Raw genomic sequence first — 17,499 nt, forward strand, 5'->3', positions numbered from 1 at the left:
ATGATGACTCCGATCGACTCGTCCTCCCGAGCCAGGGTCAATGCCCGGTCGATCTCGATCAGCGTCTGCGGCCGGAACGCATTGTGCACCTCCGGCCGGTCAATGGTGATCTTGGCGATCCCGTCCTCGGTGGTCTCGTACCGAATGTCTTCCCACTCGCCGAACGGCCGCCACTGGGTCTGCTCAGTCATGCCATCGATCATCGCCCCCACTGTGTTCCGCTCCAGTAGCTACCCCCGGCCCGACTTGCTGGCGACTGACCTTGTCGGGTGAGCTGTCGGCAGGACGAGCTGTGTTCGGAAGGATGTGCACGTGCGATCCCCATCCCCCGCTCCGATCGATCTGGATGCCTTGCTCCGACCTCGGAAGCTGGCCTACGTGGGTGCCAGCGACAAGAACCTGTTCTCCCGGCGGGCGTGGGCGCAGCAGCAGCGATTCCCCACGGCCGACCGGGTGACATTGGTCAACCCCAACAGCCCGGTGGTGCACGGCCAGCCCACCGTGAAGTCGTGCCGCGACATCGACGGCGGTATCGACTGCGCGTACCTGCTAACTCGGCAGGAGACCACCATCGCGGCGCTGGAGGACGCGGCCGAAGCGGGTGCCCGCGCGGCCGTCGTGCTCAGCCAGGGCTGGGCCGAGGAAGGCCCGGAGGGACGCCGGCGGCAGGAGGAGCTCGTCGCCGTCGCCGAGCGGCTCGGAGTCACCTTGCTCGGCCCCAACCACCTCGGATTCGCGAACCTGCACGACGGGGTCGCCCCTTGCGGTCTCGGCCTCGACCTGCCGATCGAGCCCGGCTCGTTCGCCCTGGTGTCGCAAAGCGGCGCGGTCGGGTCGTCGATGGTCGGCTACGCGGCGCGTCACGACGTGCGGTTCAGCTTCGTCGTCACCACCGGCAACGAGGCGATGGTCGCTATCGCCGACGTCCTGCACTTCCTCGTCGACGACCCCCGCACCAAAGCCATCGGCGTGTTTGCCGAGACGATCCGCAAGCCCGGCCTGTTCCTGTCCGCCGCGGCCCGTGCTGCAGAAGCCGGTAAACCGATCATCATGCTCAAGGTCGGTTCGAGCGAGCTGGCCGCGCGCACCGCACAGGCCCATACCGGCGCCCTAGTGGGCGACGACCGGGTGATCGACGCAGTGCTCAGGCAGTACGGCGTCATCCGCGTGAAGTCCCTCGAGGACCTGATCACCACCGGCGCCATGGCGGCCGCATTCGGGCCTCTGCGCGCCGCGGGCGTGGGCATCCTGTCGGTCTCCGGGGGCGCCTGCGACGTCATCGCCGACCTGGGCGAGGACATCGGCCTGCAAATCCCGCAACTGAGCGAAAGCACGACGCGACGGTTGGAAGAGCTCCTGCCGTCGTACGCGCATCCGCAGAACCCTCTCGACGTCACCGGCGGCGCACTCGCCGACCCCGACGTGTGGCGCAACGGCATCACCGCGATGGCCGAGGAACCCGAGATCGGCCTGTTCGGTGTGGTGACGTCGCTGCCGAAGGAGGGCGAGCCGCAGCGGGCCGACACGTTCCGCGCCGTAGGCGAGGCACTCGCCCGTACCGGGATGCCCGGTGTGATCTTCCCGCAGCTCGAGCAGGAACCGACCGACACCGTGCGCCGAGCGAAGCAGGAGGCCGGCGTGCCGCTGGTGCTGTCGGGCCTGGAACGGTTCGTGTCCAGTGCCGCCCACCTGGGTCGGTGGTCGCGGTGGTGGCGGGAAAGCACCCGGTATGCGCCCCGCGATCAGCAGCCCGGTGGCGGCCGACCGCTGCAGGTGCCCGACGGTCCGCTCAGCGAGCACGACGCCCGCGAGCTCCTCGCGACAGCGGGGATTCCCGTGGTGCCCGCAAAGCTTGCGGCAACCGCCAATGAAGCTGTCGAGATGGCGGCGTCGTTCGACAGCCCCGTGGTTCTCAAGGTGTGCTCGGCGGCGATCGCGCACAAGACCGAGCTCGGCGGCGTGTGCCTCGACGTCAGCGGCGCCGATGCTGTACGGCAGGCCTTCGACGACGTCACCCGTGCTGCGCGGGAACGGAACATCCCTATCGACGGGGTGCTGGTCAGCCCGATGCGGCGCGGGGGCGAGGAGCTCATCGTGGGTGTCACGCGTGACCGCGACTGGGGGCAGGTGCTCGCCGTCGGTCTCGGCGGCGAGCTCGTCGAACTGCTCGGGGACGTCGCGCTCCGAGTGCTCCCGGTGAGTACGCACGAGGTCCGCCGGATGCTGACCGAACTGAAGGGTTTCGCCCTTCTCGACGGGTTCCGCGGCCGCCCGAAAGCGAACCTCGACGTGCTGGCGACCATGATCGTGCGGATCACCGAGCTGGCCGCACGGCTGCCGGACGACGTGGAGACGCTGGAGGTCAACCCACTGCGTGTGCACGGCGACACCGTCGAGGCCCTTGACGTACTCGTCACTCGGTCCCGCTGACCCCGCACGGCTGCGACCGGTCTCCGCAACGCCGTCGGTGTCGCCTCGGCTCGGACAGGGGTCGAGTCCCGCTCTCGCCGCGACCGTCTCCCGGCGGGACACGAGCGAGGCGATCCCGGACGTTCCCGGGTGCCCCAGCGGCAGGAGGCCGTGGCGACGAACGGCCTCGACGCGCGCACCTGGTTCCGGGCATCGAGCGGCCCGGGGGACATGCACGTCCCCGGCCAGCGTGCGGTTGTGTCAGCCGTCCCCGCGCGGCGCGAGTCCGTCGCCGAGGCCGCTCGGGGCGTGCGGGCCGATCGCGACGTGCTCGAACAACCCCACGCCCGTGACGCCGTCGGAGCGAGTCGCTCGCACCAACTGCTGGACGTGAGCGTTCTCCCTGCGTGTCGGGTCGCAATCGGACACACACCAGCTCTCGAAGCCGACGGCTGGCCCGCCGTGATCGGTGCCGTGACGCCAGGTGGGATGCGAGTAGCCGAGGCCCTTCATGACGAAGGTCAGTTTCGGCTCGAGGCGGATCTCGCGCTGGACGGCACCGCGCGGACCGACCGTGACGCCGACGGCCGCAGCGCGTCGCGTCCCGGGAATGTAGTCGATGGCGAACGACGCCGCGTCGCTGCGCGCTATCTTCTCGTCGTCCCCGTACGCAGGCTCCCCGGCTGTGAGGAACGGCAGCACCGCGGCCGTCCGGGACTCACCGCGTCCGTCGGGGGTTTCGTTGACCGCGACCAGCAGGCATTCGTCAGGGAACCGCAGCAGCGTCCAGGCGAAGTAGATCGAGCTCAGTTCGGCCGCCAACTCTCCTTCGGCGACCGTGCCGGTCGTGCGGCTGCCCCACGAGCGGTCCCGCATCCCCCACCAGGCGTCCGACGTGACGGTGATCCGCTCCCCGTCGATCTCGACCTCGCCGGACCACTCGCCGAACTGGACGGTGCGCGTCCGTTCGGCGACCAGCACCGACCCGGCCCACCGCTCCATGCGGTTGTCCACGATAGTGCGGGTGACACCGGTCCACGTCAGTTCCGCGGCCATCCCCTGGTACGAGTCGAGGACCAGCCGGTGCGACCTCATCGGTTCCAGCACCTCCAGGCGCAGCGGACCGCACTCCCTCGACCGATCCGGGCGCAGCGGCCCAGACACGTACACTGATCGTTGCCGATCGCCTCGCACCACACTGAACGCGCCGTCGACAATGCCCCGGTTCGGGTGGACGCTCATACCGAAGCCAACCTGGGTAGTGAGCTCGCGGTCGTGCATCGTCATCCAGTCCCGGTCGTACCGGCCCACGTCCGGCGCGACCGGGTGAGCGATCGGGTAGGACGTCTGGTGAATCGGGTAGTCGTCCCACGGACTCAAGGACAGGCTCACGTCCTCACGGTCCTTCCAGCAGGTTCTCCCGCAGCGCCTTCAAGTCGGTCTCCGCCAGCCCGCCACGCTCCCGCAGGAAGGCAGCCACTCCCCCGTAGGTGTCGTCCATCCGCTGCAGAGTGGCTCTCATGACTGCTTTCGGCGCCTCGAACATCCCCAGCATCTCGTCCGGATCGAGACCGGCAGCCCGCAGCACGGGCTCGTAGCGCTTCCGTTCGTCGGGCAGCAACGTCTCGGTGAGGTGGTAGTCGCGGATCACCACATCGCGGGGCACGCCCAGCACGTCCAGCACGAACGCCGTCGCGATCCCGGTGCGGTCCTTCCCCCCGGTGCAGTGCACCAGCACCGCGGAACGGTTCGCCCGGCCGAGCAGTCGGATCACCTCGCCGAACACCTCGGCATGCGTCTCGATCGTCTCCCAGTAGAACTGGATGGTCTCCTCGAGCCCCAGTTTCGGCAATTTGCCGGTGAACAGCACATGCAGCAGGTGCGAGTCGTAGCCCGCGTCGCACTCCAACACCGGCAGCTCCACGACGTCCGCACCGGTGGCCTGTCGCCACACCGACGGGTACTTGCCGCGCTCCGCGCTGGTGCGCAGGTCGACGACGGTGCGCACGCCGAGCGCCCGGTAGCGGCCCTGCTGGCCGGCGTCGTAGCGTGCGTAGGCGTCGCCGGTCCCGGGCATGGTTAGGACTTCCGAACGGTAGAACACGCCCCGCCGGATCGTCCTGCCGTCGTGGGTGGGGTAACCGCCGAGATCCCGGAGGTTGCGAACACCCGGGATGTCCACTCTCGTCCAGCGCAAGTCGTCGAGGTTCACGGCGTCACCACGATCCTCACCACTTCGCCCGACGTCTGCCGCTCGACCACGTCGTTGATACGCGTCAACGGCACGACGTCGTCGATCATCCGCTCGACCTGCAGACGCCGACTGCGCCACAGTTCCGCCATACGGGGCAATTCCCCCTCCATCCGTGACGATCCGAAGAACGATCCCCGCAGTGTCTTCTCGGCATGGAACAACTCCTGTGCACTGAAGGTCACCAAGTCGTCGGCCGCACCTGCGCCGACCACGACGACGCGACCGCCGCGGCGTGCCGTGTCCCATGCGGCCCGGATGGTGCCCGACCGGCCGACGGCATCGATCACGACGTCGAAGCCCGGACCGGAAGCTTGCAGCTCGTCCGGCGTCACGGCGTCGTCCGCTCCCAGCGCGAGCGCGGCCTTCCGGCGGTTTCCCTGCGGGTCGACCGCGACGACGCGGGCGGCCCCGGCGATCCGGGCGCCCTGCACCGCGCTGAGTCCCACGGCACCGCAGCCGATGACCGCCACGGTTTCCCCGGGGCGGACGGACGCCGAGTTGAGCACAGCCCCCAGGCCCGTCGGCACCGCGCAGCCCAGCAGCGCGGCCGTCTCGAACGGCACGTCCTCCGGCAGCGGGAGCACGCCGTTGGCGGGGACCACGGTCTCCTCGGCGAACGTAGCGGTACCCATGCCGGCGAGCACGTGTTGGCCGTCCACGGTGAGATCGCCGGAACGGGCATCCCGCTCGCCCGACCTCTTGCGGGCTGCGCAGATGTAGGTCTCGCCCCGCACACAGTGGTAGCACCGCCCGCATGCGGGCACCCAGGTCACCAGGACCCGGTCGCCGACGGACCAGGTCGTCACGCCCGAACCGACCTCAGTGACCTCGCCAGCGCCCTCGTGGCCGAGCACGACGGGAGTTCGCTGACCGAACTTGCCCTGCGCCAGTGAGACGTCGGTCTGGCACACCCCGGCGGCGCGGATGCGCACCACGACCTCGCCGGGGCCTGGAGCTCGGCGTTGCACGTCGTCCCGCACGTCGAAGCGGCCACCCGCTTCCCATACGACCGCCGCTCTCACCACTCACCTGCTTCCGGGTCCCCCAGGATCGCCTTGATCTCCAGGAACTCCTCGAGCGCGAACGGCCCCATCTCCCGCCCCAGGCCGGAGCACTTGTAGCCGCCGAACGGCGACACCGGCGGCCGCGGGGTCCGCACCCCGTTGACGCGCACCTGGCCAGCCTTGATGCGACGGGCCACTCGTCGCGCCCGCTGCGGGTCGGCCGACCACACCTCGGCAGACAGCCCGTACTCGGTGTCGTTGGCCATGCGCACTGCGTCGTCCTCCCCATGGTGTCCCAGCACGACCAGCACCGGTCCGAAGATCTCCTCCCGCACCGCGGGGTCGTCCTCGGGCACGTCGGTGATGACGGCCGGACGGATGAAGAACCCGCGGTCGAACCCGTCGGCGGCGCCGCCGGTAACCACACGGCCGGCCGTCCGCTCCAGATAGCCGAGGACCTTGTGTCGCTGGGCCTGAGACACCAACGGCCCCATGGTGGTCGACTCGTCGAGCGGATCGCCCAGTACGTAGGACTCGGCAGCGGCCACTGCGATCTCGACGGCTTCGTCCCGCCGCCGCTCCGGCACCAGCAGCCGGGTGGGGGCGTTGCACTTCTGGCCGGCGTTGGTGAAGCAGTTGGTCACCGTGGTGCGCACGGCGGTCTCCAGGTCCGCGTCGTCGAGCACCACTGCGGGGGACTTGCCGCCGAGCTCGAGCGTGGCGCGCACGATCCGCTCCCCGGCGATCGCGCCGATTCGGCGGCCCACGGTGAGCGAGCCGGTGAAGGACACCAGGTCGTAAGCCCGGCTCTGCACCAGGGCCTCCCCGGTGACCGCACCCGTGCCCGGGAGGACGTTGACCACGCCGGGCGGCAAACCGATCCGATCGCACAGCGCTGCCAGGAACAACGCGTTGAGAGGTGTCAGCTCGGCCGGTTTGAGCACGATCGTGCAGCCGGCTGCCAAAGCGGGCGCCAATTTCGCCACGATCTGGTGCACCGGGAAGTTCCACGGCGTGATGCCGAGCACCACGCCGACCGGCTCCCGCACGATCGAGCTGCCCGAGGCGTCCCGGAAATCCCAGGCGAATTCTTCGGCGATGTCAGCCGTGGAACGCAACACTGCCGCCGGGAGGGCGGCCTGCACCGCGCGGGACTCGGCGATCGGCATGCCGATCTCGGTCGTCGCCAAGCGGGCCAGTTGTTCCGCGTGCGCGTCCAGCTCGTCGGCGAGCGCGCGGAGGTAATCGGCCCGGTCCCGTGGGGATCGGGCCGACCAATCCACCAACGCCTCGTTCGCGGCCCGCCACGCCCGGCGGCGCATGTGCTCGGACGCTTCGGGTACGCGGGCGATGAGTTTCTCGGTCGCCGGGTTGATGACGTCGATCAGGTCCCCGTCCGTCCGCAGCCACGTCCCGCCGACGTAGGCCGCTTGCTCGGGAAACGTCACCGGTCCGGTCGTCGCCGGAGCCGACGTCATGTCATCGTCCTCCGCCGACGCGACCGACCCGGACCGGCAGCGACGTCCAGCCGCGGAAGATGTTGTGGCGCACGCGCTTGGGTTCCCCGGTGACATCGAACGTCAGACCGCGCCGACGGGCTTCGGCGAAGTAGGTGCGGATCTCCGCTCGAGCCAGGTGGGCGCCCAGACAGAAGTGCACGCCCCAGCCGAACGTGATGTGGTCGTTGGGCGTTCGGTCGATCCGGAACGCATGCGGATCGTCGAAGACTTCCGGGTCGCGGTTTGCGGCGCCGAAGAACAGCACTACCTTGTCCCCCGCTTTGATCTGCCGATTGCGGATCTCCAGATCGACCACCGCGGTGCGGCGCATGGCCTGGATGGGCGACACGTAGCGGAGGATCTCCTCGACCATCGGTGGCACCAGCGACTCGTCGGCGAGCACCCGCTGCCACGCATCCGGATGCTCGTGCAGCACCAGGGTCCCACCGCTGATCGCCTGGCGGGTGGTCTCGTTCCCCGCGGCGACCAGCACGATGTAATAGGCTGACAGCTCGTCCCACGTCAGTGGTCTGTCGTCCTTCTTGCCGTGGGCGAGCACGCTGACCATGTCGTTCTGCGGTTCCTTGCGGCGCGCCTCGGTGAGGTACGAGAAGTAGTCGAGCACCTCCTCGCGCGCCGCCGCGAGAGCCGCGGCGTCGACCTTGTGGTCCGGGTCGGACGAGGTGAGCCGGTTGGTCCAGTCGACCATCTTCGGCGCGTCCGCCTCCGGCACACCCAGCACCTGGGCCAGCACCAGCATCGGCAGTCGCGCCGACACCGTCGGCACCAGGTCGAACTCGCCGAGCCGCTCGGCGTCGTCGAGCAACTGCTGCACGGTCGTGTCAATTACGTGCTGCCACTCCTGGACCTTCTTCTGCCGCAGCAGCGGAGTGGCGATTCTGCGGTACTTGCCGTGCTCCGGCTCGTCCATGTTGTGAATGCTCGGCGCCCCGTAGCCCTCGACCCTGCGGTCCACGATCTGCGTGCCGTGCGCCGAGGAGAGCCGTTCATGGTCGCTCGCTGCGTCACGAACGTCGTCGTAGCGCGTCAGGGCCCAGAAACCTGGCCCGCGGTCCGACGGCGCGTTCCAGTGCACCGGATCGTGTTTGCGCAGGATGTCGTAGACCTCGTCCTCACGGCTCTGTTCGAAGATCGACAGATCCATCAAGTCGATCTCGGGGGCGGTGGAAACCGTCATGGGGAAACCTTCCGACGAAGGGGACCTTCCGACCAACGCGGATTGCAGCCAGACGACAGACCGTGGCGTACCTCACGACCGGGTCTTTCTTCGAGACTAAGCGGGATGATACGTTGAGTCAACCATTTGAATGGTCAGTCCTAAATGACGTGAGGTGACTGCGGTGGCAACGACGCCCCTCGGCGTGTTTCAGTTCGCCCACGACCACGGAGTCCCAGCGCGAGAACTCGTGTCCCTGCTCGGCGGGAAAGGAGCCGGCCTGGCGGAGATGACCGCCGCGCTGGGGATGAACGTTCCCCCCGGCTTCACGATCTCAGTTCCGGTTTGTCGGGCATGGCAACAGTCCGGCTGGCCGAACGGCCTGGACGACGAGATCGACAAGCACGTCCGGCTGCTCGGCGAACAGATGGGGCGCACGTTCGGCGACCCGGAGGATCCGCTGCTGCTGGCCGTCCGCAGCGGTGCTCCCGTGTCGATGCCCGGGATGCTCGACACCGTGCTCAATCTGGGCCTGACCGACAAGACCGTGGAAGGTCTCGCGCGGGCGTCGTCGGACCCGGTGTTTGCCTGGGACAGCTACCGGCGGTTCGTGACCATGTTCGCCGCCACGGTCATGGGGGTCGGCCGCTCGCTGCTGGACGTCGGCCCCGCGGCACGGGACGAGGAAGGTCTCCGCCAGCAGGTACGCACGCTGCGGGAGCGGATCGTGCGGGCCGCGGGGCGGGACCTGCCGCAAGACCCCTGGCAACAGCTGCGCGAGGCAGTGGAGGCGGTGTTTTCCTCGTGGAACTCCGATCGGGCCCGGGCCTACCGCGCCAAGGAGGGCATCGCCGACGACCTGGGCACCGCCGTCAACGTGCAGTCCATGGTCTTCGGCAACCGCGGCCCGAGGTCGGGAACCGGGGTGGTGTTCACTCGGAACCCGTCGACCGGTGAACCCGAGCCGTACGGCGACTACCTGGTGTGTGCGCAGGGCGAGGACGTGGTGTCCGGCTCGGCCAACACGATGCCCGTGGCGGAGCTGCGTAACCACCAGCCGCAGGTCTACGAGGAACTAGTCGACGCGCTGCGACGGCTGGAGATCCACTACCGGGACATGTGCGACGTCGAGTTCACCGTCGAGGAGGGTCGCCTCTACTTGCTGCAGACCCGGGTCGGCAAGCGCAGCGCAGTGGCCGCGGTACGGATCGCCGTGGACATGGTGTCCGACCCGGACATCGCCCTGAGCAAGGCCGAGGCTCTCCAGCGCGTCAGCCGCGAGCAGCGCGAGGCAGCCAGGACCGAGATCACCAACAGAGTGCGCACCGCCGACGACGCGATGCCGCTGGCCACCGGCCTGGGCGCGTCGCCTGGACGGGCCACCGGGCGCGTCGTGTTCAGCGCCGAGGCTGCCGCAGACACCGACGACGACGTCATTCTCGTGCGCCGCGAGACCTCGCCCGAGGATGTCGCCGGGATGGCTGCCTCCGTCGGCATCCTCACCACTCGCGGCGGGCTGGTCAGCCACGCCGCCGTCGTTGCGCGCGGTTGGGGCATTCCCGCCGTCGTCGGTGCGGCCGACCTCGAGCTCGGCCACGACGAGTTCCGAACCGGCGCAGGCGAGGTCGTCCGCGCCGGCGACGTCATCACGATCGACGGCGGCACCGGCCAGGTGTGGCGCGGACGCCCCGAGTCTTCAGCAGCAGGCACCAACGACGCCGAGGAACTGCCACAACTGGCCCAGCTCGAGGAATGGGCCCGGCAGGCGGAGTCGACGCAACAGGGAAGGGAGCTAGTCGGATGAAGGTCGTCGTGGACAGGAGCAAGTGCACCGCGCTCGGCAACTGCGAAACGGTCAAACCCGACTACTTCGAGGTCAACGACGACGGCGAACTCGTGCTCCTGCGGGAGGACGTGCCCGAAGCGGAGCGCGCCGCCGTGGAGGAGGCCATTGCCGCCTGTCCGACGGGTGCGCTGTCGCTGCAGGAATGACTGAGCGATGACGACCAGCGTATCCCCGCACCACGTGGTGGTGGTCGGTGGCGGACTGGCTGGCCTGCGGGCCGTGGAGGCCGCGCGCAGAGCAGGCTTCGCCGGCAAGCTCACCCTGATCGGCGAGGAGACCGAGCCGCCCTACGACCGGCCGCCGCTGTCGAAGGAGTTCCTCACCGACCCCGCCGCGGCGGTGCCGTACTACGACGGCGCCGCCGCCCTGACCACCGAGCTCGACGTCGACATGCTTCTCGGCGACCCCGCCACGGGCCTGGACGTCGCCGAGAAGGTGATCATGTGCGGAGACCGTGTCGTGCCCTACGACTCGTTGCTCGTGGCCACCGGTGTCACCGCGCGTCGCATTCCCGGCACCGATCAGCTCGCCGGAGTCCACGTGCTCCGCACCCTGTCGGACGCCCGGGCGATCCGCGCCGCGCTCGACGACGGAGCGCGTTCAATCGTGGTTGTCGGAGCCGGATTCGTCGGTTCCGAGGTCGCCTCGGCGGCCCGGCAGCGCGGGTTGGACGTGACGATCGTCGAAGCCCAGGCGACACTGCTGACCCGTTCGGTCGGGCAATCCGCCGGTCGGGCATTGGCCGCGCTGCATGCCCGGCACGACACCGACCTGCGCTGCGGGGTGACGGTCGAGCGCTTCGAAGGAGGCGGACGAGTCGAGGCGGTCGTGTTGTCCGACGGCAGCCGCATCTCCGCCGACCTAGTCGTGGTCGGCATCGGCGCCGACCCGGCTACCGAATGGTTGGATGGCTCCGGTGTGCCCGTGGACGACGGAGTCGTCTGCGACCCGACGCTCCGGGCCGCCGACGGGGTGTGGGCCGCCGGGGACGTCGCTCGCTGGTACAGCCCGGACTTCGAGCGTCACATTCGAGTCGAGCACTGGACCAACGCCGCCGAGCAGGCTGCCCACGCCATGCGCAACCTGCTTCGCCCGGATGCCGCGACCCCCTACCGGCACATCCCCTACTTCTGGTCCGACTGGTACGGCCAGCGCATCCAGTTCGCGGGCCTGCCGGTCGGGGATCCAGAGGTCGTGTCCGGCGCGTGGGACGCCAACGCCTTCGTCGCACTGTACAGGGACGACGACCGGCTCGTCGGAACGCTGACGCTCAACCGGCAGGGCGACATCATGAAGTACCGTCGGCTGATCGCGCAGCGTGCGTCGTGGGACGAAGCGCTCGAGTTCGCCGCGAAGCGCCAGGCCGCCCTCGGCGCGGCCTGCTGACCTCGCTCGCCGGACGGCGAAGGGCCCCGACATGAGTTGGCGCCCTTCGCCGTCTCCATTCGCGGCGGTTCCGCGCTCACCGAGACCGTCAGGACGGTGCCGCAAAGCGACCTGGCGTGACAGGCGGCAAGCCTTTTTGTACGGACATCGATTGCGCAATTGCGGCGCTGCAATCGTACGCCGTCACGCCTGTGGAATGCGCATACGAAACGGTCCAGTACCCTTCCGCGGATTCGCCGCGACCACGGGGCAGCCGCTCGGACAATCTCTCGCCCCGACCTCCGTGCTCCGAACTGCCAATCCCGCGCACTGCCCCGATTGCCGGTCGCACGGCGCGGGAAAGACCGCCCGGCCCTCGGCGCGCCAGCAAGCGGCTCAGGTGGGGCGGTCGGGCTAGTCGCCCAGGACGGTGGCGTGGCCGCTCGACCAGTGGGGGGCCCCGGCATCGGGCCGGGGCCCCCACCGGTGCGGCTGCCCGGTCAGCCGTCGGCTTCCGTGCGCTCCTTGCCGAGCGTGGCCAGCAGATCCTCGTGCAACTCCATCCACACGTCGTGGTAGCTGCCGCTCATCGGCTTGGCCAGCGCGTCGGTTTCGCCAGCGCGGATCTTCTCTAGCGCCGCGGCGAACCGCGAGCGGTACCGGTCGAACCGGGAGAAGCCGACGGCTGCTGTGGCGAGCACGTCACCGAGCTGCTCGTGCAGCACCTCCAACCGCTCGGTCACGGCGGCCGCGTCGAGCTTGCCGGTCTGCCAGTCGCTGGTGAGCTGCTTGAACTCGGCATTCGGCACCAAGAAGCGCTCGTAGGCCTCGGTCACCTTCGCCTCGGCCTCGCGCGACTGGGTGTCGCGGCGCAGTAGCACGTGTCGCGCCTTGCCCGCCGGGGTGAGCGAGAAGCCCGCGACCTTGCCGGTGCGCTCCTTGGTGTGGCCACGCTCGGTGGTGTCGGCCAGCACCGCCGCCACCGTCTCGGTACTCAGCCCGGTCGACTCGGCCACCGCCGCAGGCGTGGCGAACCCGCGGACCCGCAGCGCGTGCAGCACCTGGAACTCGTTGTCGTCGCCCCTCAGCTCCGACGACTCCTGTTCCGGCACCGGATTGCCCCACGAGCCGGTGAGGAACAGCCGCGGGATCATCTCGGTCGCCACACCGCTGACGATGGTGTCGTAGCAGGCTGCCACCGCTGGGTGGAGGTCGAAGAACTCGTGCTTGGCGACCAGCTCCTCGACCATGCCCGCGGCCCGGGCGATCGGCAGCGCGAACCCAGCAGTGTAGGTCAGCGCACCGGCCTCGATCTTTTCCCGCGTGCTCATCTTGGCGATGCGCTGGTACAGCTGGGCCGACGCCTTCTCACACATGACCCGCAACTGCTCGAGGTCGTCGAGTGTCAGCGTGCGGATCGACTCGATCGGGGCGTCCCACGCGTCGCGCTGGTAGATCGCCACCCCCTTGATGAACGGCACGTAGTTGGCCGGCTTGGTGAACACCGTGGAGATGTCGACGACCTCCACCTCCAGCGGGGTGCCGGGGTCGAAGAACATCGCAACCGTGACCGACCACGGCAGGCCGGAGTCGACGTTGTTCCACGGCCATGCCGGCTCGTTCAGGAAGATGTCGCGGACCAGTACGAACCCGCCGTCCGGCAGCGGATACGGGCCGTGATCACCGACACCGAGCCGGTTGTCGAAGTGCAGCAGGAAGCCCATCAGCTCCGCCGCGCCCTGGAAACGCTGGAACGCCGAGCGCGCCTCGTCGTCGGCCAGGTCGATGCGGTCGGCCATGAACCGGTCGATCCACGACCGCTCGAGCACCTCGGCACGGAAGTTCTTCATGGACGTCAGGAACGCCTCGCCCTCGCCCCACAGGCCGGTGTACAGCCGCCGGACGATGCCGAAGCAGTCCCGGATCCGGTCGGCCTTGTAGTCGAGATCGTGCAAGTTGAGCTCGAGCGCGATGCCACGACCGAACGACGGTGCAGTGGCAAGCGCCCACAGGTGAAGCATGTTGATCTTGGTGCCGATCTCCGTCCGACCGCGACGGCCGATCTCGATCATGCCGTCGATGCCGACCTTGTCCTCGATCGCGCGCAGCCAGTCCGGGTGGCGGAACCAGCAGTGCATGATTCCCATCGCCTCGTACTCCTGGCGCGGGATCAGCCCGGACTCGCCCTCGGTGGCACGCGCGGCCAGCGCGTTCCACTCATTCCACGTGTAGTACCGGATGGCCTCGTTGACCTCCTGCACGGTCAGGTCGCGGTAAAGCGAGTCCTTGTCGCCGTAGAGCACCCGGGTCTTCATCTCGGCGCGCATGATCTTGTCGCCTTCCACGCCCCGGGGCACCGTGCCGCCGAACTTGGTCAACAGGAGCTGGATCTGCTCCATCTCCTCCGGGCTCATCTGCGGCTTGGCGTCGGCCGACGCCGGCGAGTTGTCCACCGGGGCGCCCACCTCGACGCTGACCCGACCCTCGGGGCGTGTGCGACAGTCCAGCCGAACACGCACACCGTCGGCCGGGATGATCTCGCCTCGGCCGCTGCGCACGCCCTCGGTGAACTGCACCGACATGATGCACGGGATGCCGTACTCTCGGCACAGGATGCCCAGGTGACTCTCCGGCGCTCCCTGAAGAGTGATCACGCCCCGCACGCCGGCGTTGAGGGCCATGGTCAGGAATGTCGTGGTACCGCCTCGCACGACCACGACCACGTTGCTGACGTCGTCGGTGTTCTCGACGAACGAGATGACGTCCTCCGGTGTGTCGAGCCAGCGAACGATGCCTTCCACGACGTCGGGTGTCTCGTAGACGTTCAGACCGGTCCCGACGTGCTTGAAACCGTCCTCCTGCACGGCGACGTCGGTGATCTCTGCAGACTGGGACATGCACTCTCCTTCGGCGGTAGGTGTCAGAGCTGGTTCGCCAGGAAGTCGTCGGCGCGCAGGTCGAGCGCCATCTGGGCGCCGTGCCGAAGCAGCCGCCGGTACATCACGTCGGTGCGGTCGGACCGCTTCACGGTGCAGATCGGGGGCACCAGCATCAAAAGCGTGGCGAACGAGGCGTGGCGGTAGGCCTGCCACGCCTCCTCGAACGACCACGCGACGCCGCGCGCCGCCAGATCGTCGACGTGCCGGGCGATCTCGACTCTCTCGACGGCCCGGCGACGCTCGGGCCCGACCGAGGTTGCCAGCAAATAGGCGACATCGAACATCGGGGCTCCCCACCCGACCGTCTGCCAGTCGAGGACGACGACGCGTGCCGGGTCGGCGGGGTCGAACAGCATGTTGTCGACGCGGTAGTCGTGGTGGCTCAGCGAGAACGGGCCTCCCAACGACATCGCCCAGGTCTCCGCGTGTCGTGTGAAGCGCTCGATCTGCTCGCGCAGCGCGGTGGGAAAGTCCGCCGTCAGTTCACGGCCGACCTCGACCCACGAGCGCCGCATCCGCTCGGCGATGTCGGGGATCGGCACTCCCTGCCGGCGGTGCAACCAGTCGGCGCCGGCCAGTTCCCGGTCGGCCCAGAACGGCGCCTGCAACCGAGCCAGTTGCTCACGGAGCCGACGCAGGGTGTCGGTTGCCACATCACGGAACTGGTCACCGGGCACCATATGGGTGAGGTCCTCCAGCAGCAGTGCGCCCGGTGCGCCGTTGTGCTCGAACGTCCCGTAGAAACGCGGGACGCTCACATCGGTTCTTTTGGCCAACTCCCGGTAGAAACGGACCTCACGCTCGTAGGCACCTAGCGAGGCCGCGGTGCGGGCGGCCGCCTCGTCGACCGTGGGCAGCTTGGCGATCACCGATCGCGGACCGGAGCCGCGACGGTGCCAGCGCAGCGACAGGCGGAAGGTGTCGGCCATCGCGCCGATCCCCACCGGCTGAGCCGTCGCCGCCACTAGCTCCGCGTCAGGGCTCACCGCCCCCGACGCGGTCATCGCGGCGGCGACCGTCACCGTGTCGAGGTAGCCGGGAACACCCGTGATACCGGTCACGCGCCCAACGTAGGAGAGCGCGCCCGGTGAGCTCAAACTCACACAGGCGCGCTCGACTGGAGAAACCTCCACCGCCGCGGCACCGCAACTAGTCGCGAACGCCCTGGTCAGAGGAGGGTCACGAGGAGCTCACGCCATCGTCAGCCCCCCGCTGACCGACAGCGTCTGACCGGTGATGAACCCGGCGGCGTCGGAGGCCAGGAACACCACGGCGGGACCGATGTCCTCGGGTGTTCCCAAGCGCTTCATCGGAATCCCCTTGACCATGCTCGCGATGACCTTGTCGGCGTCGCCGCCCTGGCCGGTGGCGAACTTCCGCAGTGCCGGGGTGTCCGTCGGCCCGGGGCAGACCGTATTAGCGGTGACCCCCTTGGTGGCCACCTCGCGCGCCAGCGTCTTGGTGAACGCGATGATGCCGCCCTTCGCACCGGAGTACACCGCCTCCAGTGACGACCCGACCCGGCCGGCGTCCGAGCCGATGTTGACGATGCGGCCGAAGCCGCGGTCGATCATGCCCGGCAGCACGGTGTGCATCACGCGCAGCGGACCCTTGAAGTTGATCTGCAGGATCTTGTCCCAGAACTCCTCAGTGGTCGTGACGAACGGCATGAAGTCGTCCCACCCGGCGTTGTTCACCGCGATCTCGACCGGGCCGAGCTCGGACTCGACGGACGCCACGGCGGCACGCACCGACTCGGTGGAAGTGACGTCCATCTCCACCGCAATGGCCTCGCCGGTGGCCGACAGCTCCTGGGCGGTCTGCTGCGCGGCGGCGAGATTGAGGTCGGCGATCGCGACCCGGTGTCCTGCTTCGACCAGCGCGGTCGCGATTCCTCGGCCGATTCCCTGGGCCCCGCCGGTGACGAGGGCGACGCGGTTGCTCACTGCTGTTTCTCCTTCGCTGTGCCGGTGGCGCTGCCGGACCGGCTGGCCGTGCAGCAGGCCGCCGGTTCGTGCACGCCGATCCACGGTTCACGGTGTCCGCGCGGGTGAGGCTCACGGCGTCCCGGACCACACGATCGGCCCGGCGACGACGGAATGGCTGGTCAGCTTGCGTCCGATAACCTCCTGCGCCTCGCGCGCGGCGGCGATGACGGCCACGAGGTCCACCCCGGTCTCCACGCCCATCTCGTGGAACATCGACACCAGGTCCTCGGTGGCGATGTTCCCGGTCGACCCCTTGGGCACCGGGCAGCCGCCCAGCTCGCCGAAACTGGACTCGAAGCTGGTGCAGCCCGCCTCGAGCGCAGCGTAGGCGTTGGCCAGGCCCTGACCGCGGGTGTTGTGGAAGTGCGCGGTGGTCTCGATCCCGGGCAGCCGTTCGATCGCCGCGGCGAAGAACCGCGACGCGTACGCCGGGTTGCACATCCCAGTGGTGTCGCCGAAGCCGATCTCGGTGGCGCCGGATTCGGCGAACTCCTCGGCCAGACCCAACACCCGGTCCATGGGCACCGGTCCTTCGAACGGACAGCCGAACGACGTGGCGATGACTGCGCAGTAGTCGAGCCCTTCGGCGAGGATCCGCCTGCCCATCTTCTTCACGTCGGCCATCGTCTCGGCCACGGTGCGGTTGATGTTTCGCTTGTTGTGCGTCTCGCTCGCGCTGACGAACAAGGCGACTTGCTCGAAGCAGTCACGCACCCGCAGCGCGTTGTCCAGCCCCTTGCTGTTGGGGACCAGCACCATGCGCTGCACGTCGTCGGGCAGGTCGACGCCGCGGAGTACCTCCACACCGTCCGATAGCTGCGGGATCACGTCGGGACGCACGAAGCTGGCGATTTCGATGCGCTTCAGGCCGGCGCGGCCGAGCGCGTTGATCAGGCGGATCTTGTCCCGGGTCGGGATGGTTTCCGGTTCGTTCTGGAAACCGTCCCGCGGACCCACCTCCCGGATGTGGACCCGCCGGGTCTCCCCCTCGGTGGCATTGGGATAAACGGGCATTGCC

14 protein-coding genes are annotated in these 17,499 nt (G+C 68.9%); 4 read left to right on the plus strand and 10 right to left on the minus strand.

Annotated features, from left to right (window positions below; all coding sequences use genetic code 11):
- Positions 1 to 191 (minus strand): enoyl-CoA hydratase-related protein (locus CXP56_RS02040; RefSeq protein ID WP_286899430.1); only part of this gene is annotated, 191 nt, incomplete at its 3' end.
- A 121-nt stretch (positions 192 to 312) separates the two neighbouring features.
- On the opposite strand from CXP56_RS02040, the gene CXP56_RS02045 reads away from it, so the two are divergent.
- Positions 313 to 2,430: an acetate--CoA ligase family protein gene (locus tag CXP56_RS02045; protein WP_286899432.1), complete on the plus strand. Its 2,118-nt coding sequence runs from the start codon at positions 313 to 315 to the stop codon at positions 2,428 to 2,430.
- A 240-nt stretch (positions 2,431 to 2,670) separates the two neighbouring features.
- Here CXP56_RS02045 and CXP56_RS02050 read toward each other — a convergent pair whose 3' ends face one another.
- Genes CXP56_RS02050 through CXP56_RS02070 form a run of 5 tightly spaced genes read right to left on the minus strand, consistent with a single transcriptional unit; the run spans position 2,671 to position 8,364 of the window.
- Complete coding sequence (locus CXP56_RS02050; RefSeq protein ID WP_286899435.1) at positions 2,671 to 3,801, minus strand: Rv3169 family protein; 1,131 nt, start codon at positions 3,799 to 3,801, stop codon at positions 2,671 to 2,673.
- Positions 3,802 to 3,805: 4 nt separating this feature from the next.
- Positions 3,806 to 4,621 carry a tyrosine-protein phosphatase gene (locus CXP56_RS02055; protein WP_286899437.1) on the minus strand — a complete coding sequence of 272 codons (816 nt, stop codon included), beginning with the start codon at positions 4,619 to 4,621 and terminating at the stop codon, positions 3,806 to 3,808.
- A complete protein-coding gene (locus CXP56_RS02060; RefSeq protein WP_286899439.1) occupies positions 4,618 to 5,685 on the minus strand; it encodes an alcohol dehydrogenase catalytic domain-containing protein in 1,068 nt (355 codons plus the stop codon). The genes CXP56_RS02055 and CXP56_RS02060 overlap by 4 nt, the downstream gene beginning before the upstream one ends.
- Positions 5,682 to 7,145, minus strand: a complete 1,464-nt coding sequence (locus tag CXP56_RS02065) for an aldehyde dehydrogenase family protein (RefSeq protein ID WP_286899443.1) — start codon at positions 7,143 to 7,145, stop codon at positions 5,682 to 5,684. The genes CXP56_RS02060 and CXP56_RS02065 overlap by 4 nt, the downstream gene beginning before the upstream one ends.
- A 1-nt stretch (position 7,146) precedes the next feature.
- Positions 7,147 to 8,364, minus strand: a complete 1,218-nt coding sequence (locus CXP56_RS02070; RefSeq protein ID WP_286899445.1) for a cytochrome P450 — start codon at positions 8,362 to 8,364, stop codon at positions 7,147 to 7,149.
- Between the two features lie 163 nt (positions 8,365 to 8,527).
- Here CXP56_RS02070 and CXP56_RS02075 point away from each other — a divergent pair, with 163 nt between their 5' ends.
- The 3 genes from CXP56_RS02075 to CXP56_RS02085 are packed head-to-tail and all read left to right on the plus strand — an operon-like array spanning position 8,528 to position 11,575.
- Positions 8,528 to 10,147, plus strand: a complete 1,620-nt coding sequence (locus CXP56_RS02075; protein WP_286899448.1) for a pyruvate, phosphate dikinase — start codon at positions 8,528 to 8,530, stop codon at positions 10,145 to 10,147.
- On the plus strand, positions 10,144 to 10,335 hold the full coding sequence (locus CXP56_RS02080) for a ferredoxin (protein WP_286899450.1): 192 nt from the start codon (positions 10,144 to 10,146) through the stop codon (positions 10,333 to 10,335). The genes CXP56_RS02075 and CXP56_RS02080 overlap by 4 nt, the downstream gene beginning before the upstream one ends.
- Before the next feature lie 7 nt (positions 10,336 to 10,342).
- A complete protein-coding gene (locus CXP56_RS02085; RefSeq protein ID WP_286899453.1) occupies positions 10,343 to 11,575 on the plus strand; it encodes an NAD(P)/FAD-dependent oxidoreductase in 1,233 nt (410 codons plus the stop codon).
- 479 nt (positions 11,576 to 12,054) lie between these two features.
- Here the strand turns inward: CXP56_RS02085 and CXP56_RS02090 are convergent, their stop codons facing one another.
- The 4 genes from CXP56_RS02090 to CXP56_RS02105 form a co-directional block, all read right to left on the minus strand.
- Positions 12,055 to 14,451: a PEP-utilizing enzyme gene (locus CXP56_RS02090; RefSeq protein WP_286899456.1), complete on the minus strand. Its 2,397-nt coding sequence runs from the start codon at positions 14,449 to 14,451 to the stop codon at positions 12,055 to 12,057.
- Positions 14,452 to 14,474: 23 nt separating this feature from the next.
- On the minus strand, positions 14,475 to 15,515 hold the full coding sequence (locus CXP56_RS02095; RefSeq protein WP_286899457.1) for a phosphotransferase family protein: 1,041 nt from the start codon (positions 15,513 to 15,515) through the stop codon (positions 14,475 to 14,477).
- Positions 15,516 to 15,683: 168 nt separating this feature from the next.
- Complete coding sequence (locus CXP56_RS02100) at positions 15,684 to 16,439, minus strand: SDR family NAD(P)-dependent oxidoreductase (RefSeq protein ID WP_286899459.1); 756 nt, start codon at positions 16,437 to 16,439, stop codon at positions 15,684 to 15,686.
- A 111-nt stretch (positions 16,440 to 16,550) separates the two neighbouring features.
- On the minus strand, positions 16,551 to 17,495 hold the full coding sequence (locus CXP56_RS02105) for a hydroxymethylglutaryl-CoA lyase (protein ID WP_286899462.1): 945 nt from the start codon (positions 17,493 to 17,495) through the stop codon (positions 16,551 to 16,553).
- Positions 17,496 to 17,499: the final 4 nt, after the last annotated feature.

The organism is Thermocrispum sp. (assembly GCF_002919275.1).
Taxonomy (GTDB): Bacteria; Actinomycetota; Actinomycetes; order Mycobacteriales; family Pseudonocardiaceae; genus Thermocrispum; species Thermocrispum agreste.